Source organism: Dietzia sp. UCD-THP, from assembly GCF_000349585.1.
Taxonomy (GTDB): domain Bacteria; phylum Actinomycetota; class Actinomycetes; order Mycobacteriales; family Mycobacteriaceae; genus Dietzia; species Dietzia natronolimnaea_A.
The window spans coordinates 26675-51509 of the sequence record NZ_AOSR01000013.1 but is presented as its reverse complement, the minus strand read 5'-3'; the positions used below and the strand labels follow the sequence as shown (position 1 = coordinate 51509).

At 71.2% G+C, this 24835-nt stretch carries 22 protein-coding genes; 16 read left to right on the top strand and 6 right to left on the bottom strand.

Going from position 1 to position 24835, the window contains the following annotated elements; all coding sequences use genetic code 11:
• The first annotated feature begins 3 nt into the window (after positions 1-3).
• From H483_RS22705 to H483_RS22690, 4 genes are read left to right on the top strand one after another with little or no spacing between them, the layout of a single operon-like run.
• Positions 4-873 (top strand): hypothetical protein, encoded by an 870-nt coding sequence (locus tag H483_RS22705; RefSeq protein WP_238556207.1) that lies wholly within the window; start codon positions 4-6, stop codon positions 871-873.
• Positions 874-912: 39 nt separating this feature from the next.
• A complete protein-coding gene (locus H483_RS22700; RefSeq protein WP_017835549.1) occupies positions 913-1656 on the top strand; it encodes a 1-acyl-sn-glycerol-3-phosphate acyltransferase in 744 nt (247 codons plus the stop codon).
• Between the two features lie 5 nt (positions 1657-1661).
• A complete protein-coding gene (locus tag H483_RS22695) occupies positions 1662-2159 on the top strand; it encodes a polyadenylate-specific 3'-exoribonuclease AS (RefSeq protein WP_017835548.1) in 498 nt (165 codons plus the stop codon).
• Between the two features lie 35 nt (positions 2160-2194).
• On the top strand, positions 2195-3601 hold the full coding sequence (locus tag H483_RS22690; RefSeq protein WP_017835547.1) for a class II 3-deoxy-7-phosphoheptulonate synthase: 1407 nt from the start codon (positions 2195-2197) through the stop codon (positions 3599-3601).
• Positions 3602-3635: 34 nt separating this feature from the next.
• Here the strand turns inward: H483_RS22690 and pknB are convergent, their stop codons facing one another.
• Positions 3636-5819 (bottom strand): Stk1 family PASTA domain-containing Ser/Thr kinase, encoded by a 2184-nt coding sequence (gene pknB / locus H483_RS22685; protein ID WP_042328836.1) that lies wholly within the window; start codon positions 5817-5819, stop codon positions 3636-3638.
• A gap of 113 nt (positions 5820-5932) precedes the next feature.
• Here pknB and H483_RS22680 point away from each other — a divergent pair, with 113 nt between their 5' ends.
• On the top strand, positions 5933-6301 hold the full coding sequence (locus tag H483_RS22680) for an Rv2175c family DNA-binding protein (RefSeq protein ID WP_031264471.1): 369 nt from the start codon (positions 5933-5935) through the stop codon (positions 6299-6301).
• Here the strand turns inward: H483_RS22680 and mptB are convergent.
• Positions 6283-7830 (bottom strand): polyprenol phosphomannose-dependent alpha 1,6 mannosyltransferase MptB, encoded by a 1548-nt coding sequence (gene mptB / locus H483_RS22675; protein WP_238556206.1) that lies wholly within the window; start codon positions 7828-7830, stop codon positions 6283-6285. The genes H483_RS22680 and mptB overlap by 19 nt on opposite strands.
• Before the next feature lie 2 nt (positions 7831-7832).
• Positions 7833-8912: a polyprenyl synthetase family protein gene (locus H483_RS22670; protein ID WP_017835543.1), complete on the bottom strand. Its 1080-nt coding sequence runs from the start codon at positions 8910-8912 to the stop codon at positions 7833-7835.
• A 95-nt stretch (positions 8913-9007) separates the two neighbouring features.
• Between H483_RS22670 and metF the strand changes: the two genes are divergently transcribed.
• The gene (metF, locus tag H483_RS22665; RefSeq protein WP_081615081.1) at positions 9008-9985 is read left to right on the top strand and encodes a methylenetetrahydrofolate reductase [NAD(P)H]; all 978 of its coding nucleotides are present in this window, start codon (positions 9008-9010) and stop codon (positions 9983-9985) included.
• Between the two features lie 74 nt (positions 9986-10059).
• On the opposite strand, the gene H483_RS22660 is transcribed toward metF, so the two are convergent.
• Genes H483_RS22660 through H483_RS22650 form a run of 3 tightly spaced genes read right to left on the bottom strand, consistent with a single transcriptional unit; the run spans position 10060 to position 12954 of the window.
• On the bottom strand, positions 10060-10788 hold the full coding sequence (locus H483_RS22660) for a hypothetical protein (RefSeq protein ID WP_017835541.1): 729 nt from the start codon (positions 10786-10788) through the stop codon (positions 10060-10062).
• Positions 10785-12371, bottom strand: a complete 1587-nt coding sequence (locus H483_RS22655; protein ID WP_017835540.1) for an NAD(P)/FAD-dependent oxidoreductase — start codon at positions 12369-12371, stop codon at positions 10785-10787. Before H483_RS22655 ends, H483_RS22660 begins: the two co-directional genes overlap by 4 nt.
• Positions 12355-12954, bottom strand: a complete 600-nt coding sequence (locus H483_RS22650; RefSeq protein WP_031264470.1) for an N-acetyltransferase — start codon at positions 12952-12954, stop codon at positions 12355-12357. The genes H483_RS22655 and H483_RS22650 overlap by 17 nt, the downstream gene beginning before the upstream one ends.
• A 92-nt stretch (positions 12955-13046) precedes the next feature.
• Between H483_RS22650 and H483_RS22645 the strand changes: the two genes are divergently transcribed.
• The 10 genes from H483_RS22645 to murD all read left to right on the top strand — a co-directional run bounded on the left by H483_RS22645 (position 13047) and on the right by murD (position 24832).
• The gene (locus H483_RS22645; protein ID WP_017835538.1) at positions 13047-13451 is read left to right on the top strand and encodes an SAV_6107 family HEPN domain-containing protein; all 405 of its coding nucleotides are present in this window, start codon (positions 13047-13049) and stop codon (positions 13449-13451) included.
• A gap of 176 nt (positions 13452-13627) precedes the next feature.
• On the top strand, positions 13628-14038 hold the full coding sequence (locus tag H483_RS22640; RefSeq protein ID WP_017835537.1) for a DUF3040 domain-containing protein: 411 nt from the start codon (positions 13628-13630) through the stop codon (positions 14036-14038).
• A gap of 581 nt (positions 14039-14619) precedes the next feature.
• Positions 14620-15096: a division/cell wall cluster transcriptional repressor MraZ gene (locus tag H483_RS22635; protein WP_017835536.1), complete on the top strand. Its 477-nt coding sequence runs from the start codon at positions 14620-14622 to the stop codon at positions 15094-15096.
• A 213-nt stretch (positions 15097-15309) separates the two neighbouring features.
• The gene (rsmH, locus tag H483_RS22630) at positions 15310-16332 is read left to right on the top strand and encodes a 16S rRNA (cytosine(1402)-N(4))-methyltransferase RsmH (protein ID WP_017835535.1); all 1023 of its coding nucleotides are present in this window, start codon (positions 15310-15312) and stop codon (positions 16330-16332) included.
• Positions 16329-17117, top strand: a complete 789-nt coding sequence (locus H483_RS38085) for a hypothetical protein (protein ID WP_052308363.1) — start codon at positions 16329-16331, stop codon at positions 17115-17117. Before rsmH ends, H483_RS38085 begins: the two co-directional genes overlap by 4 nt.
• Positions 17118-17143: 26 nt before the next feature.
• Positions 17144-19057, top strand: a complete 1914-nt coding sequence (locus tag H483_RS22625; protein ID WP_081615072.1) for a penicillin-binding protein 2 — start codon at positions 17144-17146, stop codon at positions 19055-19057.
• 75 nt (positions 19058-19132) lie between these two features.
• Complete coding sequence (locus H483_RS22620) at positions 19133-20692, top strand: UDP-N-acetylmuramoyl-L-alanyl-D-glutamate--2,6-diaminopimelate ligase (protein ID WP_017835533.1); 1560 nt, start codon at positions 19133-19135, stop codon at positions 20690-20692.
• Positions 20689-22203 carry a UDP-N-acetylmuramoyl-tripeptide--D-alanyl-D-alanine ligase gene (gene murF / locus H483_RS22615; RefSeq protein WP_017835532.1) on the top strand — a complete coding sequence of 505 codons (1515 nt, stop codon included), beginning with the start codon at positions 20689-20691 and terminating at the stop codon, positions 22201-22203. The genes H483_RS22620 and murF overlap by 4 nt, the downstream gene beginning before the upstream one ends.
• Entirely contained in the window at positions 22200-23294 is a 1095-nt protein-coding gene (gene mraY, locus H483_RS22610; RefSeq protein ID WP_017835531.1) for a phospho-N-acetylmuramoyl-pentapeptide-transferase, read from the top strand. The genes murF and mraY overlap by 4 nt, the downstream gene beginning before the upstream one ends.
• The gene (gene murD, locus H483_RS22605) at positions 23291-24832 is read left to right on the top strand and encodes a UDP-N-acetylmuramoyl-L-alanine--D-glutamate ligase (protein ID WP_017835530.1); all 1542 of its coding nucleotides are present in this window, start codon (positions 23291-23293) and stop codon (positions 24830-24832) included. Before mraY ends, murD begins: the two co-directional genes overlap by 4 nt.
• The last annotated feature ends 3 nt before the right edge of the window (positions 24833-24835 follow it).

The following is a 24835-nucleotide window of genomic DNA, read 5'->3' as shown; positions in this document are numbered from 1 at the left end:
GTCGTGATCGTTCTGGGGGGCGACCCGGCGGACAGGTCCGCGGCGGTGGCGGATTACCTGGTGGACGCCGGTGGGACCGCTCTCATCCTGACCGGGGACCCCGGTTCGGTCGATCCCCGACTGGACACGACCGACGAGGGGCCCGTGGAGGTCCGCGCCGACGACGCCACCGCGAGACTCGAGGCGTACAGGTCGGGTGCCGTGGACCCGGAGGACGAGGTGCTCGCGGCCCTGGCCACCGGAAGTGACGCCCCCCTCGCCGCGGTACTGGGATGGGAGTACGCCCGGCGGGCGGCCGCCGCGGGGGTGTGGGATGTGGTGATGGTGGACCTCGACGGTGATCTGGCGGCCGTCCGGCGGCTCTCAGCAGCGGGGGAGCTGGCCGGGTTCGTGGAGTCCCGGTGGCCCGCGCACGTCCGGTTCGCGTCCATGGCGGCCGGGGACCGCGCCGACACCCGGACCCGCGAGGCGCACCGGTTGTCCCTCCTGGCCGGGGAGGTCTCGACGTTCCTCGCCGGGCCGGTCGAGGTGATCGTCGTCGGCGGTGCTCCGGACCGCACGGCGGCTCTGGCGGCACTCGCCCGCGGCGCGGTCACCCCCGTCGTGTCCGCGGACGGCAACGGTGGCTACCGGGCGGAGTTCCCGGTGCCCGCACCGCCGACGACGCCGCCCTCGATCGAGGGCGACGGCCTCCGGTTGGAGTTCGCCGGCGTCCGGACGGTGCTGCGACTTCCCGCGTTGCTGTCCCGGTGCACCCTCGTCGCGTCGCACCATGATCCGGTGGCGGGTGCCGTGGTCGCCGGATTCGTCCCGGATCCCGAGCTCTGGCCGCCGAATCTCGTCCCGTCCGGATTCGCGGACCGATCCGGGTAGTATCCGCTTTCGTCGACCTCCCAACTATGAGAAAGACCGGTGACCCAGGTGCTGTACTGGTTGTTCAAGTACGTGATCATCGGGCCTTTCCTGCGGATGACCAGTCGGACGGTCCTCACCGGTGAGGAGAACTTCCCGGCGAACGGGGCAGCGGTCCTGGTGGGCAATCATGAGTCGGTGGGCGACTGGTTGTTCACCCCGCTGCTCCTTCCCCGGCGGGTCACCTTCCTGGCGAAGAGCGACTACTTCACGGGCAGCGGGATCCGCGGTGCGCTCAGCCGGTGGTTCTTCGCCGGGACCGGTCAGTACCCGATCGACCGGACCAATGCGGACGCAGCGCAGGCGGCGCTCGACGCGGGCATGGAGGTCCTGTCCTCGGGTCAGATCCTGTGCGTCTACCCGGAGGGAACCCGCACCCCGGACGGGCGGTTGTACCGGGGCAAGACGGGGCCGGCCCGGCTCGCGCTGCGCGCGGGGGTCCCGATCATCCCGGTGGGGGTGGTCGGGACGGGTGACTACATCCGCAAGGTCACCCGACCGCATCGTCGGACCCCGGTCCGCGTGATGATCGGGGAACCGCTCGACCTGACGCCGTGGGCCGGTCGGGAGGGGGACCGCGTGGCCGAGCGCGAGATCACCGACGAGTTCATGCGGCGTATCCAGTCGCTGACGGGTCAGGAGTATGTCCCGGACGTCTACGGCGCGGAGATGAAGAAGCGCTACGAGGCGGTCCGGAAGTCGGGACGAAACCTCCTCGACGCTCCCGTCGAGGGGCAGCGCTGACGCCGGTGCGCTACTTCTACGACTGCGAGTTCATCGAGGACGGCACCACCATCGACCTGGTCTCGGTGGGGGTGGTGGCCGAGGACGGACGTGAGTTCTACGCGGTCTCCACGGAGTTCGATCCGGCGAAGGCCGGGCCATGGGTCAGACGCAACGTCCTGCCGAAGCTTCCCAATCCCTCGTCGGCGGCGTGGAGTTCGCGCGCGTCGATCCGCGACGAGTTGTACGACTTCGTCACCGCGCCGGTCTCCGGTCCGGTGGAGCTGTGGGCATGGATCGGGGCGTATGACCACGTCGCCGTGTGCCAGCTCTGGGGGGACATGACCGAACTCCCGGCGGCGATGCCGAGATTCACCCGGGATGTGCGCCAGCTGTGGGAGCTCGCCGGGCAGCCGGATCTGCCCGCACACCCCGGCGGAGCCCACGACGCCCTCGGTGATGCGCGTCATGCGGCGATGAGGTTCCGGGCGATCGCCGCGACAGCACCCCACCTGGGCCTCTGAGGTCCGCGAGGGTGCCGGTGGCGTATCCTCGCCGGGTGAGCAACTGGACAGTCGACGTCGACATCGCGCAGCTTCCCGACCTCCCCCCGCTCTCGGCGGACCTCGACCGGCTGCTGGCGGACGCACTGTCGCGACCCGCGCTGCAGCAACCGTCGTGGGATGCCGATCACGCTGCGGCGATGCGCAAGGTCCTCGAGAGTGTGCCACCGATCTGCGTGGCCTCGGAGGTCGAGCACCTGTCTGACCGGTTGGCCGACGTCGCGCACGGCCGCGCCTTCCTCCTCCAGGGCGGGGACTGTGCGGAGACCTTCGAGGCCAACACCGAGCCGCACATCAAGGGCGTGATCCGCACGCTCCTCCAGATGTCCGTCGTCCTGACCTACGGCGCCTCCATGCCGGTGGTCAAGGTCGGCAGGATCGCCGGCCAGTACGCCAAGCCGCGCTCCGCCGATCGGGACGCCACCGGCCTGCTGTCCTACCGCGGGGACATGGTCAACGGGTTCGACGCCGACGAGACCACTCGTGAGCACGACCCGTCCCGCCTGGTCCGGGCCTACGCCAACGCCGCCGCGGCCATGAACCTCGTCCGGTCGCTCACGGCGTCGGGCACGGCGGACCTGCACCGCGTGCACGAATGGAACATGGAGTTCGTCGCCGGTTCCCCCGCGGGGGCGCGATACGAGGCGCTCGCCGCGGAGGTCGACCGCGGACTGCGGTTCATGGACGCCTGTGGGGTCGCCGACCACAACCTGCGGTCGGCGGACATCTTCTCCTCCCACGAGGCGCTGGTCCTGGACTACGAGCGCGCGATGTTGCGCCTGGCCGACGACGGCACGGGACTCACGGGCGACGCGCAGCAGGGGCTGTACGACCTCTCGGCACACTTCCTGTGGATCGGGGAGCGCACCCGCGGGATCGACGACGCCCACGTGGCCTTCGCCTCGCTCATCGAGAACCCGATCGGACTGAAGATCGGCCCCTCCACGACCCCGGAACTCGCGGTGGAGTACGTGGAGAAGCTCGATCCGCGCAACCGTCCCGGACGTCTGACCCTGGTCTCCCGTATGGGCAACGACAAGGTCAGGGACGCCCTCCCCCCGATCGTGCAGGCCGTCGAGGCGTCGGGGCACAAGGTCATCTGGCAGTGCGACCCGATGCACGGCAACACCCATTCCACGTCGAACGGCTACAAGACCCGACATTTCGACCGGATCATCGACGAGGTCCAGGGCTTCTTCGAGGTCCACCACGCCCTCGGTTCGCACCCGGGCGGGATCCACATCGAGCTCACGGGCGAGGACGTGACCGAGTGCCTGGGAGGCGCCCAGGATATCTCGGATCTCGACCTCGCCGGACGGTACGAGACCGCCTGCGACCCGAGGCTCAACACCCAGCAGTCTCTCGAACTGGCCTACCTGGTCGCGGAGATGCTCCGCCACTGAGCCGGGTCCGCACCGGGCCACGGGTCCGGCGGACTCAGCCCAGTGCGTCGATCTCGACCTCGCTGCCCCGGGCCACGACTCGCCCGGGCAGCGGGTTCTGACCGTAGACGATCCCGCTCGGTGACCCCGAGTCGATGGTGGGCTCGAGCCCGGCCTCGCGGAGAGTCTGCCGGGCGTCGGAGGCCCGGGACCCCAGGACGACGGGGACGGTCACCGCATTCGACGGGACGATCCGCAGTACGGCGTTGGCGGGATCCAGCCTCCGGCCGGCGGGCGGGTCGGTGCTGACCACCCGGCCATCGGCGATGCGGCGGTCGGTGACCGGCGCCTGGCGGACGATCGTGAAACCGGCCCTGGTGAGCACGTCGGTGGCCTCGTCCACCGGTACGTCCCTGATGTCGGGGACGGTGAGGGCGTTGGAGATCAGCAGCGTCACGCCGTCCCCGCGGGCCACGTCCGTTCCGACGTCGGGGTCGGTGCCCACGGCGAGCCCGCCGTCCACCTCGTCGTCGTAGACCCGGCGGACCTCCGACACGGAGAGCCCGGATCCCTCCAGCGCGGCCCGGGCCTGGTCCTCCTCGAGGCCCGCGACATCGGGGACGCTCACCGGAGCGGGCCCCGAACTGGTCACCATCGACACCCTGGTCCCCACGTCGACAGTGGTACCGGACCGTGGTTCCAGAGCCACCACCTGCCCGACCGGGACCGAGTCGGAGTGCTCGGTCCCGCCGCGGACCGGTTCGAGAGAGTTCTCCCGCAGCAGGGCCGAGACGGTGTCGACATCGCGCCCGGCGCCCACCTCGGGCACGACCGGCCGTCCCACGGAGACCAGGACCGCCACCGGGTCACCGCGGGGCACGCGGGCCCCCGCCTCGGGATCGGTCCCGACCAGTCCCGCCCGGGGCACGTCGTTGCTGAACGCGTCACGGGTGGTGGCCGACAACCCCACCGCGTTCACGGCGTCGGTGGCCTGACCCACCGACATCCCCTGCACCGCCGGGACGGTGACGAATCGGCCGGACCCGAGCCACCATCCGGCCACGGCCAGGACGATGGCGAGCGCGAGCACGACGAGCAGCCAGAGCAGGCCGAGTTTGCGGCGCGGACGGACAGGCGACCGGTCGGGGACCGGTTCGACCTCCCCCCGGGCATGGTGGGCCCCGGCGGGCGGGGTCGGAGGAGCCGCATCGAGGCCCACCCTCGTGTGCACCCGCGTCGGCACCGGTCCGTCACCGCGGCCGAGTGCCTCACCGCTCTCGCGATCAGCGGCGTCGAACTCGGCCGCGCCGTCGGGCGCCGACCGGGCGGCGGCAGCCCGGGCCCTGGACCAGGACGACTGCTGCGGTGCAGGGACGACGTACGTGGGGAACCGTCCGATCTCGGCGGCCCGGTCGAGGTCGTCGAGCATCTCCGCGGCGTCCGGGTACCGGTCCTCGCGGCTGCGGCGTGTCGCCCGGAGGATCAGGTGGTCGAGATCCTCCGCCACGGAATCGGACTGGTCGGACGGGGCGGGGACGTCGGTGTCCAGGCGACGGTAGGCCACGGCGATCGAGTTGTCCCCGTTGAACGGGGGCTGCCCGGTGAGCATCTCGTAGGCGAGGACGCCGAGGGAGTAGAGGTCGGAGCGTCCATCGGTGTCGGTGCCGGAGATCTGCTCGGGGGACAGGTAGGCGGCGGTGCCCATCACCACGCTCCGGGAGGTCGCTCTGGACTCGGCCACCGCACGGACGAGGCCGAAGTCGGCGAGCTTGACCGCGCCGGTCGTCGAGATGAGGACGTTCTCGGGCTTGATGTCGCGGTGCACCAACCCGGCAGAGTGAGCCTCGCGCAGTGCCCCGAGCAGTGGGCGCAGTACGGCGGCGGCCGCGTAGGGGGGCATGGGCCCGCGTTCGTCGAGGAGCTCGCGCAGGGTCCCGCCCGGGACCAGTTCCATGACGAGGAAGGCGGTGTCCCCCTCGACCCCCTGGTCGAAGACCTGGACGATGCCCGGGTCGGACAGTCGCGCGGCCGAGCGTGCCTCGAGGGTGAACCGGTCGACGAAGGCGCGGTCTCCGGCGAGGGCGGGGTCCAACAATTTGACGGCGACGTGACGGTCGAGCCGTTCGTCGGTGGCCAGGTGGACGATCGACATCCCGCCCCGGGCGATCACGGCGTCGAGCCGGTAGCGCCCGTCGAGCACCGTGCCCGGCCCTGGAAGCTGCCCGTCGTGAGTGGTCATGGGGACCATTCTGCCCGCCGGCGTCGCGATATCGGCACGCGACCGGGCGGTGCGCCCGGCAGGGGTCCCCGCGGTGGTGACCGCCGGGCCTCGCCGGGACTAACGTGGTCACCGTGAGTACCGTTCCGCACTGTGATGACGTCCTACCCGGTGACGTCGAGACGATCAATCTGCCCGAGGTGTCGAGTCGACTGGGGATCCCGGTCACCCGTGTGCACGACCTGCTCCGCGAAGGGGGACTGATCGCCGTCCGGCGTGGCGGCGTGGTGGTGGTCCCCGCGGTCTTCCTGGACGACGACGACGAGGTGGTGCGGTTCCTGCCCGGACTCGTCTCGGTCCTGCGAGACGGCGGCTACCGCGACGAGGAGATCCTGCGGTGGCTCTTCACAGAGGACGACAGCCTGCCGGGGCGGCCCGCCGACGCACTCCATGGTCACCGCGCCCGGGAGGTCATCCGGCGCGCTCAGGCGATGGCGTTCTGATCGGCGTCGGTGGCCCGCCACCACCACCAGGCCACCGCCAGTGAGGCGAGCACCGCGACCCCGGAGAGCACCGGACTGTAGAGGCTGGTCGATCCGTTGGGTCCTATCGCCATGACCAGGAACACGGTCGCCCCGACGGCGGCGGTGGTGGCTCGTGGCCCCGGCCTCGCGAGGACCCAGAACGCGGCCACCCACACGTAGTACCAGGGCCAGGCGAGTGAGTTCAGTACGACGAAGGCCAGCAGCGCCAGCATGATTCCCCGCAGCGCCGTCATCCGGTCCCGGCGATGGAGCCACCACACGGCCACCAGCGCCACGGCGAGGGCCACCCGCCCGACCTGCCGGGCCACCGCCAGCACATCCTCGAACCCGGGGGAGTCGGTGACCGCGTGGATGAGATGCGCAACCGCCGTCGGAGCGCTGAGGTAGTTGATCACCCTGTCGGACACGGCGATCGCGTCGAACCACCCGATTCCGGTACCGGACGCGAGGGTGGTCAGCCCGAGCACACCGATCGCGACCGCCGCGGCGAGCGCCGTGTCGCCGAGCGCCCGGAGGGTCGGTCTGGCGACAGCCTTGTCCTCGCGGCGTCGCGACAGCGCGATCCACAGCAGGAACGGGGCCACGATCACGGCGGTCGCCTTGAAAGCCACCGCGATCCCGATAGCCGCCCCCGCCCAGGTCGCCCGCCCGTCGAGGGTGAGGACGACCGCCCCGAGGCAGGCTACGAGCGGGAAGATCTCGTTGTGCAGCCCGCCCGCCAGGTGGATCACCGCGAGTGGCGACGCGCACGCCAGCCAGACCGCGGCCGCCGCGTCGACACCGGCCCGGCGAGCGGCCATGACGAGCAGAACGGTCAGTGCGGCCAGTGCGGACAACACCGCGACGCGCAGGATGACGACCCCCACCGCCGGGTTGCCGCCGGACACGGCCACCACGCCCCTCATGAGCAGCAGGTGGAGCGGTCCGTACGGGGTGGCGGTCGACCGCCAGTCGGGGCTGACCTCGTCCGAGAACGCGCCCGGGTTGGCCTCGGGACCGAACTCGTAGGGATCGACGCCCGCGGCGGCCATCGCCCCCTGGGCGAGGTACGACCAGGCGTCGCGGCTGAACATCGGCACCGCGGGCAGGGTCGGAAGCGACCACAGCGCAGTGGCCCACACCGCGTCCCGCGTGGGGAGCCGACCGGACAGCGCCCGCGGTCCCAGCGCCAGCCAGCCGCTGAAGAGCAGCGCGATGCCGATCCAGCACAGCGCCAGCGCCAGGATCTCACCGTGACCGAAAGTGAACCCGAGCAGGCCGACGGCGACGGCGGGCCCACCGTCCACCGGCAGCGCTCCGGCGCCGAAGCCCCCGAGCGTCAGGAGCCCGGACCCGAGCATCCCCCGGTACAGCGCGGGGCCGCAGGGCCCGGTGAGGGCCGAGCGCGCGGAGGAGGTGAGCGAGCGGGCGCTCGCGGCGGCGCGCGCCGGCGCCGACGCATCCGACTCGTGGGACGCCACGGCCCCCGGGGTCGGTTCCGGCGCCACCGTCACGACCGTCGACGGGTGGCGGCCTCGGCCAGGGCGCGGAGTGTGACCCGACCGTGCTCGCTCACCGCGTCGGAACCGATCGCGTCCAGGGCCCGGACCGTGAAGGTGTCGATCTCCGCCTCGACGGAGGCCACCGCACCGCAGTCCACCAGTATCCGGCGGGCGCGCTCGAGTTCGGCGGGGGCGAGATCGGTGCCCAGGACCGAGAGCAGGAAGTCCGCCTCCCCGGCCGTCGCCAGCGCCGTACCGCGGGCGAGCAGGAGGGTCCGCTTGCCCTCCCTGAGGTCGTCCCCGGACGGCTTGCCGGTCACCTCCGGATCCCCGAAGACGCCGAGCATGTCGTCACGGAGTTGGAAGGCCTGCCCCACGGCCACCCCGAACTCGCGCAGCGCCGTGACGGTGTCCGGTGCCGCCCCGGCGAGCGCGGCACCGATGTGCAGGGGCCGCTCGACGGTGTAGGCGGCCGTCTTGAAGCGGTTGACCCGGGCCGGCGTCTCCTCGTCGGTCGCACCGGAGGACTCGGCCAGGATGTCCAGCATCTGCCCCGAGAGCACCTCGGTCTTCATGGCGTACCACGGCTCCAGTGCGCGGCCGAGCGCGGCGGGGTCGACGCCCGAGGTCACGAACATCTCGTCCGCCCAGGCCAGGGCCAGGTCCCCGACGAGGATCGCCTGCGACACGCCGTATCGGGCGGGGTCACCGGACCATCCCAGGTCCCGGTGTGCCGCCTCGATCGAACGATGGACCGTCGGTCGGCCGCGACGGGTGTCCGAGGCGTCCACGATGTCGTCGTGGATGAGGGCGCAGGCCTGGATCAATTCGAGTGCCGCGCAGGCCGTGATGATCTCATCCGGGACCGTCGCGTCCGCCGGGCTCGCGGCCGACCACCCGGCCAGGCCGAAACGGGGTCGGATCCGTTTGCCACCGTTGAGGACGAAGTCCGACAACCGTCCCGCGAGGGCGTCGACACGGTCGTCGACCCCGGACACCACCCGCCGCCGCTCGTCGAGATGGCGGCGGAGTGCGCCGAGCACCCGTTCTGCGTCGTCCGGGCGAGTCGCCGTGACCACGGTCACCATCCCTTCGGGGCGCCGCCGTCCGGCAGCCCTCGTGGCAGTGATCCTAGTCGCCGGGCGAGGGTCGGCACCGGCGCGTGTCGGGCTACCCTGGTCCGGTGACCCAGCTACCCCACCTCGTACCGGCGGGCGGCGACCGACACCCGAGCATCGTGGACCGCATCGCCTCGTCGCGCACCCCCAGGGTGCCGTTCTCCGTCGAGTTCTACCCACCCCGGGACGAGGCCGCGGAGGCCCGTCTGTGGCGCGCTGCCTCGGTGTTCTCCGAACTGGGGGCGGCGTTCGTGTCCGTCACCTACGGTGCGGGCGGCTCCACCCGCGACCGGACGGTCAAGGTGGTGGAGAGGGTGGTCCGGGAGACCGACCTGGTGCCCATCGCGCACCTGACGGCCGTGGGCCATTCGGTCGCCGAACTACGCGAGATGATCCAGATGTACGTCGACGTGGGGGTCAGCAACATCCTCGCGCTCCGGGGCGATCCCCCCGGTGACCCGCTCGGTGACTGGACGCCGCATCCCGAGGGTCTGCACTACGCGGAGGAGCTCGTCCGACTGATCCACGAGGTCGGTGACCTCCACGTGGGCGTCGCATCCTTCCCCGAGGGGCACTACCGGGCGCGCGACCTCGATCACGACACCGAGATCCTGCTCAACAAGCTCCGCGCCGGCGCGGAGTACTCGATCACCCAGATGTTCTGGGATGTCGAGCACTACCTGCGCTTACGGGATCGACTGGAGTCCGCGGACCCGGAACAGGCCGTCAAGCCGGTCATCCCCGGGCTCATGCCCGTGACGAGCCTCCGTCAGGTCCGCCGCATGGTGGAGCTGTCCGGGTGCGCGCTGCCGGACGGACTGTCCGGCAGGCTGCGTACCGCCGCGGGGGACGGACCCGACGAGGATCGTGCCGCGGTGCGTGAGGTGGGGATCGAGTTCGCCACCGAACTCTGCGAGCGCCTGATCGCCGAGGGCGTGCCGTGCCTGCACTTCAACACCCTGAACTTCTCCCGCGCCACCCACGAGGTGCTGGCCAACCTGTCGATGGTCCCGTCGCCGGACGTGGTGGCGAGCGGGGCCTGAGACCGCCCGCTCCGGGCGGCTTCGGGAGCTGGCGCCGTCGCGGGAGCCGGTGCCGTCGCGGGAGACTGTGCTGGTCAGCGTACGAGGCGGTCCGAGCGGGCGCGGGAGGTCCGCGCGGCGAGGATGGTCCCGATCGACACCAGCAGGGCCGCGCCGATCCCGACGATCATCCACACCGCGAACCCGCGGGTGGCGGGGTCCGGGTAGGACGAGGACGCCTGCATCCGCGTGATGGAGCCCGGCGCCGGCGTCCAGCTCACGGAGTTGCCCCCACCAAGCGTGCCGTTCGTCTCGCCGATGCGGTTGGGGAAGGTGAGGTCCACCCGCGTGGTCGCGGACTCCGCGCGGTCCGCGGGGATCCCCGAGAGGTCGACCGAGCCGGTGAACGAGACCGTGTCGCCGCTCCGCCGGAACCCCAGGGTGTAGGGCCGGGCGCCCTCGACCTCGATGGCCAGTGACAGCGCGTCGACCTCCGCGAACGTCAACTGGGTGAAGTAGATCTCCCTGCCGGTGAAACCGTCCGCTGAGTAGGCGGTGATCCGCACCTTCTGCTCCAGGCCGGACGGAGTCGACAGCCGTTCCAGCGCCGCCGTCTGCGCCGGCTGGTCGCCGGCCACCAGGATGCGACCCGAGACGGTGTCGTCCTTCCGCACACTCATCTGCGCGTTCAGCTGGAGACACCCGGTGAGGACGAACAGCATCGTCATCAGGGCGGTGACGCCCACGAGCCGGCGGCCCGCGGGGGAGTGCGGGGCCGTCACGGGGTTGTTCGCGGTGCCGCTCGGTTCGATCACGCTCGTCATTGTGCCCGCGTGCGATGCCGACGCCGCGTCGACGTGCCGAGCCGGCGGCCGACGAGACGTGCCACCGTCCTCCCGCTCGTGCCGATGACGCCGCCGCCGGGATGGGTGGAGGCGCCCGCGAGGAACACGCCGTCGGCGCCGGGGACGGTGTGACCGGCCAGGTCCGGGTGGGGTCGCATCGGGAGCATCTGGTCGAGGGACATCTCCACGTGCATCACGTTGCCCCCGATCAGGCCGAGCTCGGTCTCCAGGTCCTGCGGCGTCTGGACGTGGCGGTGGACGATGGAGTCGGTGAGCCCGGGCGCGAAGCGCTCCGCGGCCGCGATGATCCGGTCCGCCTCCCCGGGACCCGCCTCGGACCAGGAGCGCCCGTCCGCGAGGTGCCGTGGATGCCATTGCGACCACAGTGTGAGCTCGTGCCGGCCCGCCGGCGCGAGCGAGGGGTCGAGAGAGCTGAAGCTCATCGCGAGGACGGCGGGATCCGCGTCGAGCCGTCCGGCCGCGGCGACCCCGTACCTGTGGTCGAGTCGGCGACGGTCCGTCACGAGCAGTTGCAGACCGTGCGCACTGGTCGTCGTGGACACTCCCGGGTAACGCGGCAGATCCGTCGTGCCCAGCCGGACGACCATCCCCAGCCCGAACCCCGGTCGGATCCGCCGGCGCCAGGCGTCGAGTCCTGCCGCGGGGAGTTCGTGGGAGAGGAGGTCGAGCGTGGTGTGGACATGACAGGCCGCGACGACGGCCGAACAGTGCAGCGACCCGCCCCCCGCGGTCTCCACCCGCCACCCGGACCCCGCGCGGCGGATCGCCGTCGCTCCCGCACCCGCGGTGACCGATCCACCGGCGGCCCGGACGGCGGACACGAGTGCGTCGGCGAGGGCGCCCGACCCACCGATCGCACGGCCGGGAGGGGTCTGGTGCATGAGCGCCGCGAAGCCGATCATCGGCGCGGTGCCGGCATGGGACATCGGTGGTCCAGACTGTGCGCCGAACCAGGACAGGGCGGCCTTGAGCCGCTCGGACGTGAAAGTCTGGTCGAGCAGGGCGTCGCCGGAGGCCAGAAAGGTCTGGACCGCGCCGAAGGGATCCCGGAGATCGTCCCGACCGAGGAACGCCGCTCCCAGTCGCGACGCCGTGGGACGGACGCCGAACCCCTTCATCATCCGTCCGGCCAGGACCCCCCACCGGCGGACGAATCCGCGGTACGCGTGCGCATCGGTCTCGCCGCAGGCGGCGGCGATACTCGCGCAGGTCGCGTCGAGGTCGCGATGGAAGACGATCGGGGGGTCGTCGCTGCCCGGCGGGGCGGGGGCGAATCCCCACGGGTCACAGTCCACATACCTGAGGCCGTGAGCGGCGAGGTCCAACTCTTCCGGGATACCGGTGTGTCGGATCATCAGGTGGGCTGACGATCCACGATCCGTGCGGTGGCCGGGATAGCGCTCGACGGTGGAGGTGGCACCGCCCAGGACGGTGTCCTTCTCCACCACGTGCACGTCGAGGCCGGACCGCGCGAGATACGCGGCACAGATGAGTCCGTTGTGGCCGGAACCGATCACCACGACGTCATGACGGTTGTTCACGCGAGCCTCCGTGTCGGGTGAGGGGGAGCGAACGCGACAGTACGGCGAAGGGCCGGGCGTCGCCTTCGAACCTGTAGGCCCTGAGTTCATCCGAGAAGCCCAGCGAGCGGTACAGCCGCCATGCCCCGTTGGCCTCCTCGGGGACCTCGGGGGTCGAGAGCAGCACGGATCGCTCCGTACGGTCCGCCAGGAAGCGTCGGAGCAACTCCGTTCCTATCCCGCGCCCCTGATATCGGGGGGACACGTGGAGTTCCGTCAGTTCGACGTAATCCGTCGGTAGCTGTCGGCCCTGATCACCCAGGCCCCGGGCGACCTGCTCGTACCACCACTGGCCGGGGGCGCCCCGGTAGCCGTAACAGATGGCCACCAGCGGCCCACGGGCGTGACCGAGAAACCGCCGACGCGGCGACTCGAAGGCCGCGACCCCGGACCATCCGTCGCGGTGACTGTGCTCCATCCACGCGGGGGCGCGGGACCGGATCACCTGGGGCGGGTAGCCCATGGCGTCGACGTACACACCGAGCGCCTCGGGCAGTCGGTCTCGGAACTCGCCGGCGTCGACGCTGGTGATCACGGTGTCCATCCACCCCATCTCATCACGTGCGCGCGTTCGCGACCGGGATTGTGTCGTACCCCGCCGATACCGTGAGCCGCAGAAGGGGAGGTGCAGGACAGATGGGTTCGAGAACGTCGGTTCGTACGCCGACCGGGGGTGCCGTCGGGTTCCTCGGTCGAGCGGAGCGCGCAGAGATCCACCGGGGCCGTGCGGTGGCCGCGGCGTCACCCGCCGACCGCTTTCTCGAGTCGTACCGCGCGGCGAGGTCGGCGGCGGCGGCGCTCGTGTCCCCGGGGCCGCGTCGACGGGGGCCCTCCGATGTGTGGCACAGGCTCGCCGTGGAAGTGCCCGAACTGGCGGAATGGGCCTCCGCGTTCGGCGGTTACTCGGCCCTCGCCGCCGCTGTGGAGGACGGCCTGCCCCGCGACGTCACACACCGTATGGCGGACGATTTCCTCTGGGCGGTCGGCCGATTCCTGGACCTCGTGGACGAGCGGCTGGGGGTTCTGGGGCCGGCGGCGTGACGCCGTGGACGACGCGCGGGGCAGGCTTCCCGTCGTCACGCGGAATCGCGGTGGTCACCACCGCGTTGCGCTCGTATGATGGGGGGAACCCTCGACCGGCCGATCCCCGTAGACTGTTCCCGTCACACGGCCGAGCCGGCCGAGCTCGTAACCACGAGCGTTCTGAGGAGGTCGCAGTGCCCCTGTCCGAGCACGAGCAGCGCATGCTCGACGAGATCGAGAATGCGCTCTACGCCGACGACCCCAAGTTCGCGTCGTCCGTTCGAAAGACCGGTGGGACCGGTGGTCGGCGACCCGCCGGTGTGGTGGTGGCCCTCGGAATCGTGGGGGTCGCACTCCTCGTGGGCGGGCTGGCACTCGACTTCAAGCCCGGCGGTTTTCCCGTCCTCAGTCTCGTGGGTTTCCTCGTGATGTTCGCGGCGGGTGTGATGGCTCTTCGGTCGGCGCCCTCCACGGGGTCGTCGTCGACCGGCGCCTCCGGCGGAACCCGGGTGCCGGGCGCGGGGAAGTCGTCCTTTAAGGGGGCGGACGGGCAGAGTTATTCCTCGCGTATGGAGGACCGCTTCCGCCGTCGGTTCGAGCAGTAACCACGACGACTGACGAGCTCCGGCGAGGGGCGAGCGCATCTGCGCTCGCCCCTCGCTCCTATTTGTGGGGTACCGGCCCGCGTGTGAGGTAGCGGGGTCCGAGGTGCCGGCCCGGGTCCGAGCGCTGGCCCACGTCTGAGCGCCGGCCCGCGCCGCTGCCCCACTGGCGTCGACACACTCCGTTGGCGCCGATCCGTTTCTGCGGCGTCGGCCCGTTCCCGTGGCTCCGTACGAGTCCCGGCGTGGCCCAGCTCAGGGTCGCCCGAGAGTTCGGCGTCGAGTTCGGCGGCGTCAGTCCCCACCGCTCGCCCCCCGTTCTCCACTTTGCCCCACCGGGATCCGCTGTTCTATCCCATAGGCGTGCTCCAGTCACACCAATCACAGTTGACCGCCGGGAACGCGTCCGCGCGGGCGCGCCACTTTCGGTCCCGGTAGCGGAGTTGTCCCGCGACCGGACGTTCTGAACTGCAAAGACAAGACAGAGTGGGGAGAAGTGGGGCGCAGGCCTTGTTTGTGGGGCATTGTGGGGTACAGTGGGGGACGCGAGGAGCTCGAAGGGGCCTGATCCCAGGAGGTGGCGGGTGACCGACACCGACCTCAACGACTCCGAGCGCGAACGAGCCTTCGTCGGGTACGGGACACACCGTCCCAAGCTCGACGACAAGGGACGGCTGACGATCCCGGCCAGGTTCAGGCCAGGCCTGTCGGACGGGGTGGTGGTGTGTGGGTGGTTCACCAACACACTCTCGGTCTTCCCGGAGCGCGAGTTCGACGCGCTGGTCAGAAAGGTGCGGCCGACCGCCAACCTCAGCGAGAGGCACATGGCGTTCTTCCGTCTCCTGGTGAGCGGCGCGGAGGTTCAACAACTCGATTCACAGGGGCGGGTCTCCATCCCGGTGAGTCAGCGAAACTACGCGGGCCTCGACAAGGACTGCGTGGTCAACGGCCTGGGGGAACGCCTCGAGGTCTGGGATGCAGACGCCTGGGATCGCTACAGCGCGGAGAACCTCCCTGTGTTCTCCGAAATGGAGGGCACATCCCTGGGGATCGAATTCTGATCGCCGGGACCGAGACCGGACGGTCGAGACCGCATCTCGACAGCACGAGAGCACGACAGCACGACAGCACGACAGCACGACGGACGGAGCCCCCCGGCCCCTGCCTGGCACCACCCTGGCGTACTTCCCCAACGCCAGGTGGGTACCGGACGGGGACCAGGGGGCTCCACCACAACCGGAGCACCGATGACATCCGGACGGGAGGGAGGCGACATGGCGGAAGAGCCCGGCTCCGACCGCGCCGCGGCCCGGTTCGGCCACGTCCCCGTCTTCCTGGACCGCACCATCGAGCTCTTTCGGCCCGTGATCGACGCCGCCGCCACCGCGGGCCGCAGGCCGGTGATCGTGGACGGCACGTTGGGCCTGGGCGGACACACTTCGCACCTCCTCGCCGCCTTCGACGACCTGCGGATCGTCGGGGTCGACCGCGACCCGGAGGCCCTCGAGATCGCCACCCGGAGGCTCACCGCCTTCCGGGACCGGTTCACTCCCGTGCACGCCCGGTTCGATGATCTGGACCTGATCGTGGACAGTCTTCCCGCGGAGTCGAGGGACGATGCCGGCCCGGCGATCGACGGGGTACTGCTCGACTTCGGGGTCTCATCCATGCAGCTCGACGTGGCCGAGCGTGGATTCGCGTACTCGGTCGACTCGCCGCTGGACATGCGGATGGACCCCACGACGGGTCCGACCGCCGCCGACATCCTGGCGGACTACCCGCGCGACGATCTCGCGAGGATCTTCCGGGTCTACGGCGAGGAGCGGTTCGCGCGACAGATCGCCTCCGCCATCGTGCGCCGCCGGGAGACCGATCCCATCTCGTCCAGCGCCCAGCTCGTCGAACTCCTCTACGACACCATTCCGCAGGGCGCACGCCGCACCGGCGGGCATCCCGGCAAGCGCGTCTTCCAGGCCTTGCGTATCGAGGTCAACGCCGAGCTCGAGGCGGTGGAGAACGCGGTACCCGGGTACCTCGACCTCCTGAGGCGTGACGGTCGGGCGCTGTTCATGGCGTACCACTCGCTCGAGGACAAGATCGTCAAGCGGGAGCTCACCCTTCGGACGGCCTCGCGCACCCCGGCCGGGCTGCCGGTGGAACTGCCGGGGCACGGCCCCGAGTTCGAGTCCGTGACCCGCGGGGCGGAGAAGGCGTCACAGTCCGAGATCGACCACAACCCGCGCTCGGCCTCGGTCCGGGTGCGATGCGTCCGGCGTATCGACGGGAGAACCCCATGACGAGCACCATCGACACGGCGGATCCCGCCGACGGCTCCGATACCCGGTCCGCCCCCACCACCGAGCGGCCCGGGCGGACCCCGGGCGTCGGGGCGGTGGGGCTACGCCGCAAGCCGGTCACCCGTTCGGTGCGGGGGCGCAGGACGGTGGTCGTCCCCGCCGAGCGACTGAGTCCTGCCGAGTTGGCGGGTCGAATCCCCTTCGTGGTGGTCATGCTCCTCCTCATCGGCACGGGCGTCGGCGGGACCCTGCTGTTGTCGGCGCAGACGACGCAGGACACCTACGACCTCAAGAACGCGCGCGACGCCAACGTGGAGCTCGTCGAGCGCATGGAGACGCTCCGGGCGTCCAACGAGCGCGCCCGGTCGGCGGAGGTCCTGGCGCAGCGCGCCGAGAAGCTCGGAATGGTCGGGGTCGCCAGTGCCCCCATCCTCACCAGGGGTTCGGACGGTGCGATCGAGGTGGTCGGCGAGCCTGAGGCGAAGCTCGGCGCGCCGGTCAGGCCGCTGCAGCCGGCTCCGGTAGCGTCCGAACCGTCGACGTCGCCCGAGCGGGGCGGATTCGACGCACCGCCCGCGCAGGCGCCGCAGGACAGGACTCCTCGCGGGGTCGCCCCCGTCCCGTATCCACCGCTCGCGGGTCGCCCGGTCCCGGTCGCACCGCCGGCCCCGATGGAGGAACCCGCCGCCCCGGCTCCCGCTGTGGCCCCCGACCCCCCGGCCCCCGTGCCGGCCCCGGCTGGCGATGTCGCGACACTCGCGCCGGTCCCCGGCCCGCTCTACTGACGACACGACCTGCGAAAGGCCCCTCGATGACCGATCGACGCACCCCGGGACAGGGCCCGCGGGTCCCTTCGGGGGCACCTCGCGGCGGCCGCCCGGGCGACGGTCGGCCGCCCACCCGGTCTGGCAGGGTCCTCACCGCCGATTCGACGGACCGGCGGTTCACGTGGATGCGCTCAGCCTTCGCCGTCATCATGGTGATAGCGCTGGTCAAGCTGCTGTGGGTCCAGACGATCGGCGGCACCGAACTCGCGGCACGCGCGGAGAGCCAACGACAGGTCCACCAGGTGCTCCCCGCCACCCGCGGCGCGATCGTCGACGTCCACGGCGACCCGATCGCGTTCACCCGCGAGGCCCGGGATCTGTCCATCCAGCCGCTGGTCGAGCAACGCAACGCCGAAGCGCGCAGGGAACTGAACCGCACCAACCCCACGTGGGACGAGCTGGTCGACCAGATCGCCGACGAGTTCGAGTCCGTGCTCGGGGACAAGGTCGACCGGCAGGAGATCGAGGCCAAACTCACCTCCGAGGGTGGTTTCACCTACCTCGTCCGCAACGTGGACGTGACCCAGGCCAACGCCATCACCAGGAAGTTCCCGATGATCGGTGCGGAACGTGTGGACATCCGCGAGTACCCCGGCGGAGCCCTCGCGGCCAACGTGGTGGGAGCCACATCGAAGAGCGACGACGGGAAGCTCATCGGTCTGCAGGGCATAGAGGCGTCTTTCAACGACGAACTCGACGGCGAGGACGGTCGCCAGACCTTCGACCGCGCCCAGGACGACACGGTGATCCCGGGGACGCTGCGGAACGTCTCGGCCCCGCGCGACGGCGACACGATCCGTCTGACCCTCGACGCCGACCTGCAGTGGCACGTCCAGAAGGCCGTGCAGTCCGCCAAGGACTCCTCGGGCGCGCAGAGTGCCTCGGCGGTCGTGCTGGACTCCCGGACCGGAGAGGTCCGCGCGATGGCCAATGACAACACCTTCAACCCCGCGGTGGGCATCGGCGCCGAACTCGAGCGCGGGGCGGACCTCGGCAACCCGGCGATCACCTCGCCCTTCGAGCCCGGCTCGGTGCAGAAGATCATCACCGCCGCGGCGGCGATCGAGGCCGGACTCACCGACCCGGATGAGGTCCATTCCGTGGACGGGAGCATCAGTATGGAGGGGGTGACCGTCTCCGATGCGTGGCAGCACGGGCCCACGCCCTACACGACCACGGGAATCTTCGGGAAGTCCTCGAACGTCGGGACCCTCATGCTGGCGCAGCGCGTCGGCAAGGAATCGTATTCGGAGTACCTGCGGAAGTTCGGGCTGGGTCAGCGGTCGGGCATCGAACTCGCCGGCGAGTCCGACGGTCTGGTCCCCGACCTGCAGAACTGGCAGGGCGGGACGTTCGCCAACCTGCCCATCGGGCAGGGGTTGTCCATGACGACCCTGCAGATGGCTGGCATCTACCAGGCCATCGCCAACGACGGGGTCCGGGTGCCGCCACGGATCGTCGCCGAGCGAGTGGACCCGGACGGTGAGGTCCACGAGGCCGATCGACCGGAGGGCGAGCGGGTGGTCAGCGAGCAGACCGCTCGCACGGTGCGTGACATGTTCCGCTCGGTCGTCCAGTCCGGCCCGGGGGCGCAGGCGGGAACCGGCCCCCAGGCCGCGGTGGCGGGGTACCAGATCAGCGGCAAGACCGGCACCGCCCAGCAGATCGACCCCTCGTGTGCCTGCTACTCCAACTCGCAGTACTGGATCACCTTCTCGGGCATCCTGCCCGCCGACGATCCGAGGTACGTGATCTCGATCATGCTCGACGCACCCCAGCGCGGCACCCTCGGCGCATCCGCCGCACCACTCTTCCACGACATCGCCTCGTGGCTGGTCAACCGGGACAACATCCCTCCGTCCGCCCCCGCGCCGGACCTGATCCTGCAGGCGCAGTGACGCGCGACCGGCAAGGTAGCGTGTAGCGGGTTCACGAGGGGTCACGGACAACGAGAGGCGGGTCGAGGACAGGCGATGACGACAGCAGCACAGCTGGCGGACGCGGTGCAGGCGAGCCTCCTCGGTGACAGGGCGGCAGCCGACGCGGAGCTGACCGGCGCCACCATCCGGGCCCAGGACGCGGGACCCGGCACGCTCTTCGCGGCGTTGCCCGGGTCGAGGATCCACGGTGCCTCCTTCTGCGCGACGGCGGTCGAGGCGGGCGCGTCGGCCGTACTCACCGACACCGAGGGCCTGGAGTTGATGGGTCCCGTGGCCGACCGTGTCCCGGTGTTGGTGCACCCGCGACCCCGGTCCGTCCTGGGCGAGGTGGCGGCGGCCATCGTCGGGGACCCCTCCGCTGACCTGGACGTCGTGGGGATCACCGGGACGTCCGGCAAGACCACGACGACCCACCTCGTGGAGGCGGCGCTCGCGGGCTGTGGCCTCGTGGCGGGGCTCATCGGCACCACGGGCAGCAGGGTGGACGGACGGCACCTGCCGAGCAGTCTCACGACGCCTGAAGCGCCCGAGTTCCAGGCCCTGCTGGGTGAGATGCGAGCCGGGGGTGCCCGCGCCGTCGCCGCCGAGGTCTCCAGCCACGCGTTGCGGCTCGGTCGGGTGGACGGGACGCGGTTCGCCGTGGGTGCCTTCCTCAATCTCTCCCAGGATCATCTCGACTTCCACCCGAGCATGGAGGACTACTTCCGGGCCAAGGCCCGGTTGTTCGACCCCGACGCCGACGCGGGTTCCGCGGTGCGGCCCGCCGAGCGGGCAGTGATCGTGGTCGACGACGACTGGGGGAGACGACTGCTGGCGTCCCGCCCGGACGCGGTGACCGTCTCGGCCGATCCCCGCGGGTCCGCCGACTGGACGGCGGGCGAGGCGTTGACCACCGACGACGATCGGCAGGCGTTCGCCGCGTGGGGGCCGCACGGGGTGACCGTGGAGGTCGATCTACCGCTCCTCGGCCGGTTCAACGTGACCAATGCACTCGTCGCACTCGCGATCGTCGACGCCCTCGGGCTCGACGTGCGGGCCGCGGCCGCCGGACTGAGCAGCGTGCGGGTGCCGGGGCGCCTCGAGCCGGTCGTCCGCGGGCAGGGTTTCCGCGTCCTCGTGGACTACGCCCACAAACCGGCCGCGGTCGCCGCGGTCCTGAGGTCCGTGCGTGCGCAGACCCGGGGACGGGTCGCCGTGGTCCTGGGTGCGGGCGGGGACAGGGATCCGGGCAAGCGACCGCTGATGGGCGCGGCGGCCGCGGAGGTCGCGGACCTCGTGGTGGTGACCGACGACAACCCGCGCAGCGAGGACCCCGCCGCGATCCGCGCGGCGGTGCGTGCGGGTGCCGAGGCCGCGGCCGGCGAGGGGACCGGCATCGAGGAGATAGCGGACCGGGGTGCCGCGATCGCCGCGGCGATCGACTGGGCGCGCTCCGGCGACGCGGTGGTGATCGCCGGCAAGGGCCACGAGACCGGACAGGAAATTGACGGAGTGGTCTTCCCCTTCGACGACCGGACCCGCGCGGCCGAGGAACTCATCAGACGCATGGAATACACCGACCCATCGGTGCGGACGGAGGACACCACCTCATGATCGACCTCACCCTCGGCGAGATCGCCGGGATCGTCGGCGGTCGGTTGGTCGGCGGCGACCCCTCGACCGCGGTCACCGGTTCCGTGGAGTTCGACTCCCGCCGTATCGAGCCCGGCGGGTTGTTCCTCGCCCTGCCCGGCGAGCGGGTCGACGGCCACGAGTTCGTCGGCCGCGCCCTGCAGGCCGGGGCGGCGGCCGCTCTGGTCGCGCGCGAGGTCACCGACGCCCCCGGGGCGGCGGGCGCCCAGATCGTGGTGCCCCCCGTCGACCGGCGCGCCACCAACGCCATGGCCCTGGCCGCGGACTCCGACGGGTCCGGCGCGGCGGTGCTCGCGGCGCTCGGAGCCCTGGCACGGGCCAGCGTCGACAGGCTGGTCGCCGACCACGGGCTCGTCGTGGTCGGGATCACCGGATCCTCGGGCAAGACCAGCACCAAGGACCTCATCGGCGCGGTCCTCTCCGCCGCCGGGACGGTCGTCGCGCCGCCCGGGTCGTTCAACAACGAGATCGGCCATCCCTGGACCGCCCTCCGCGCCGATGAGTCCACCGACTTCCTGGTGCTCGAGCTGAGTGCGCGCGCGCCGGGCAACATCCGGGAGCTCGCGGAGATCGCGCCCCCGAGGATCGGGGTGGTGCTCAACGTGGGGACCGCGCACCTCGGTGAGTTCGGCTCGCGCGACGTCATCGCCGCCACCAAGGGCGAGCTGGTCGAGGCGTTGCCTGACGCGGCACATGGCGGCGTCGCGGTGCTCAACGCCGACGACGACCGGGTCCTGGGCATGGCCGGACGGACCTCCGCTGAGGTCGTGACGGTGGGGTCCGGCCGGTCCGCTGACCTCCGCGCCGAGGGCGTGCGGGTGGACGACGAGGTGCGGGCCTCCTTCCGGCTGGTGACCCCGGACGGCGAGGCCGATGTGGCCCTCCGGGTCCACGGGGAGCACCAGGTGGGCAACGCCCTCTCGGCCGCCGCGGTGGGCCTGGCCTGCGGGATGGACGTCTCGACGATCGCCGGCGCCCTCGGTACCGCCCGGGCCGCGTCCGCGCGGCGGATGGACGTGCGGGTGACCGCCGACGGCGTCACCGTGATTAACGACTCCTACAACGCGAACCCCGATTCGGTGCGGGCAGCGCTCAAGTCACTCGCCGTGATGGCGCGGTCGGGCGGGGGACACCGCCGGACCTGGGCGATCCTGGGCGAGATGGCCGAACTGGGCGAGGACTCGGTGACGGAGCACGACCTCATCGGTCGGTTCCTCGTGCGCCTCGACGTGTCCCAACTGGTGGTGGTCGGCCGGGGTCGCCCCCAGCGCGCGCTGTTCCAGGGTGCGGTGCAGGAGGGGTCGTGGGGGTCGGAGGCGGAGCACGTCGGGACCGCAGAGGAGGCGTGCGCCGTCGTGGACGAGAAGGTGCGGCCGGGGGACATCGTGCTGGTCAAGGCCTCGGCGGCTGTGGGTTTGTGGAGCGTCGCGGAGCATCTGCTCGCGACGCGTGGTGAGGAGACGTCCGAATGACCCAGATCATGGTCGCTGGCATCGTCGCCTTCGTCGTGAGCATCTTCCTCACCCCGGTGCTCATCATCTACTTCCGTCGCCACGGCTTCGGGCAGGAGATCCGCCTGGAGGGCCCGCAGTCCCACATGAGCAAGCGCGGCACCCCCAACATGGGCGGCATCGCGATCCTCGCCGCGGTGTGGCTCGGCTACATCGTGGCCGGACTGGTAGGACAGGTGACGGTCGGCGGCGGGGGATTCACCGCCTCCGGTCTGCTCATCCTCGGGCTGGCGACCGCGTTGGCGGTGGTCGGGATGATCGACGACGGCCTCAAGGTGTTCAAGCGGCACAACAAGGGTCTGGGCATCCTGTCCAAGACCGTCGGCCAGGTGCTCGCGGCTCTCGCGTTCGGCATCCTGGTCCTGGGTTTCCGGAACGACGACGGGTTGACCCCCGCCAGCCGCTCGTTGAGCTACATGCGCGACTTCGTCGCCGTGACCTTCCCGGTGGTCGTCTTCCTGATCTTCATCGTGGTCCTGGTCTACGGCTGGTCCAACGCGGTCAACTTCACCGACGGTCTGGACGGGCTGGCCGCCGGGTCGATGGCCATGGTCATGGGCACCTACGTGGTGTTCAGCTTCTGGCAGTTCCGTTACTCGTGCTTCTCCACCGCGGAGGGGGTGGATCTGTCCGGGTGTTACCAGGTGCGTGACCCACTCGACATCGCGGTGGTGTGTTCGGCCTCGCTCGGGGCGTGTCTGGGCTTCCTGTGGTGGAACGCCGCCCCGGCCAAAATCTTCATGGGCGACACGGGGTCGATGTTCCTGGGTGGCATCGTCGCAGGCGTCTCGGTGGTCTCGCGCACCGAGTTGCTCATGGTCGTCGTCGGCGCGGTCTTCGTGATCGAGTTCGTCTCGGTCCTCATCCAGGTCGTGGCGTTCCGCACCACCGGCCGTCGTCCGTTCCGCATGACACCCATCCACCACCACTTCGAGAACGGCGGGTGGGCCGAGACGACCGTCACCATCAGGTTCTGGCTCCTCGTGGCCATCTCCTGCGGTCTGGCGATCGCGCTCTTCTACGGTGACTGGCTCGCGAGCACATCGGGATGACGGACGTGACAAGGCGCGAGACGATAGGGCACGAGACGAGAGCATTCCGCACGGCAGGGATCGGTGGCTCCGGGCAGGGTCTCGGCATCAGCGACCTCGCCGGAGCCCGCGTCCTGGTCCTCGGCGCCGGGGTGTCCGGCCCGGGGGCGGTCCGGATACTCCACGCGCTCGGCGCCGAGCCCGTGGTGGCGGACTCACGACCGGATGCCGTCGAGCTGCTCCAGGCCTCGCTCCCGGAGGGGGTGGGCTGTACCGGCGTCGACCTCGATCGTGCGGCCGAGATGCTTCTCGACACCGGCCCCGGCCGGATCGACCTGGTGGTGACGAGCCCGGGGTGGCGGCCCGACTCCCCGCTGCTGCGGTCCGCCACGGAGGCCGGCCTCGAGCTGTGGGGGGACGTGGAACTGGCCTGGCGGGCCGATGCGGCCGGGATGTTCGGGCCGCCGCGGACATGGCTGGCGGTGACGGGTACCAACGGTAAGACCACCACCACCTCGATGCTCGAGTCGATCTGCCGGGAGGCGGGCTTTGCCGTGCGGGCGTGCGGCAACATCGGCCTGCCCGTGACGGAGGTCCTGCTGGCCGAGCCGAGGGTCGAGGTGCTCGCGGCCGAACTGTCGAGTTTCCAGCTCCACTGGGCGCCGAGTTGTCGCCCCGACGTCGGGGTCGTTCTCAACGTCGCGGAGGACCACCTGGACTGGCACGGGTCGATGGAGGCATACGCGGCCGCCAAGGCGCGGGTCCTCACCGGGCGGGTGGCGGTGGCCGGGAACGACGATCCGATCGCCTCCCGGTTACTGGCGGAGGCGCCCGCGGCCACGCGGATCGGGGTGCGCCTCGACGCACCCCGTGACGGGGAGTTGGGGGTGGTCGAGGGTGTCCTCACCGCGCGGATCGGTGATAACCCGGGCGACGACGACGGGGTGCCACTGCTGCCGGCGGAGGACGTCCGACCGCCGGGGCCCGCGGGCGTACTCGACGCTCTCGCCGCCGCGGCTGTGGCGATGTCGGTGGGGGCGGAGGCCGAGCACGTCGCCGCCGGTCTCCGGGGGTTCACGGTGGCCGCGCACCGCGCAGAGCTGGTCGACACGGTGGACGGGGTCCGCTACGTGGACGACTCCAAGGCGACCAACCCGCATGCGGCCCGCACGTCGCTGCTCGCGGGCGGGACGATGGTGTGGCTCGCAGGCGGACTGCTCAAGGGCGCCGATGTCGACCCCCTGGTCGCGGAGGTGGCGGACGTCCTGCGCGGAGTGGTCCTGATCGGCCGCGACCGGGCGCGGATCGCAGAGGCATTGTCCCGACACGCGCCGGGGGTGCCCGTCGTGGAGCTGGCCTCGGGAGACGATGACGGTGCGGCGGCTCCCGACGAGCCGCAGCAGACGATGGACCGGGCGGTCGCCGAGGCCGCACGGATGGCCACCGGAGGCGACACCGTGCTGCTCGCCCCCGCCGCCGCGTCGATGGACATGTTCACCGACTACGGCCACCGCGGGCGCAGTTTCGCGCTCGCCGTGGGCCGGGTCGCCGGGAGGTAGGGC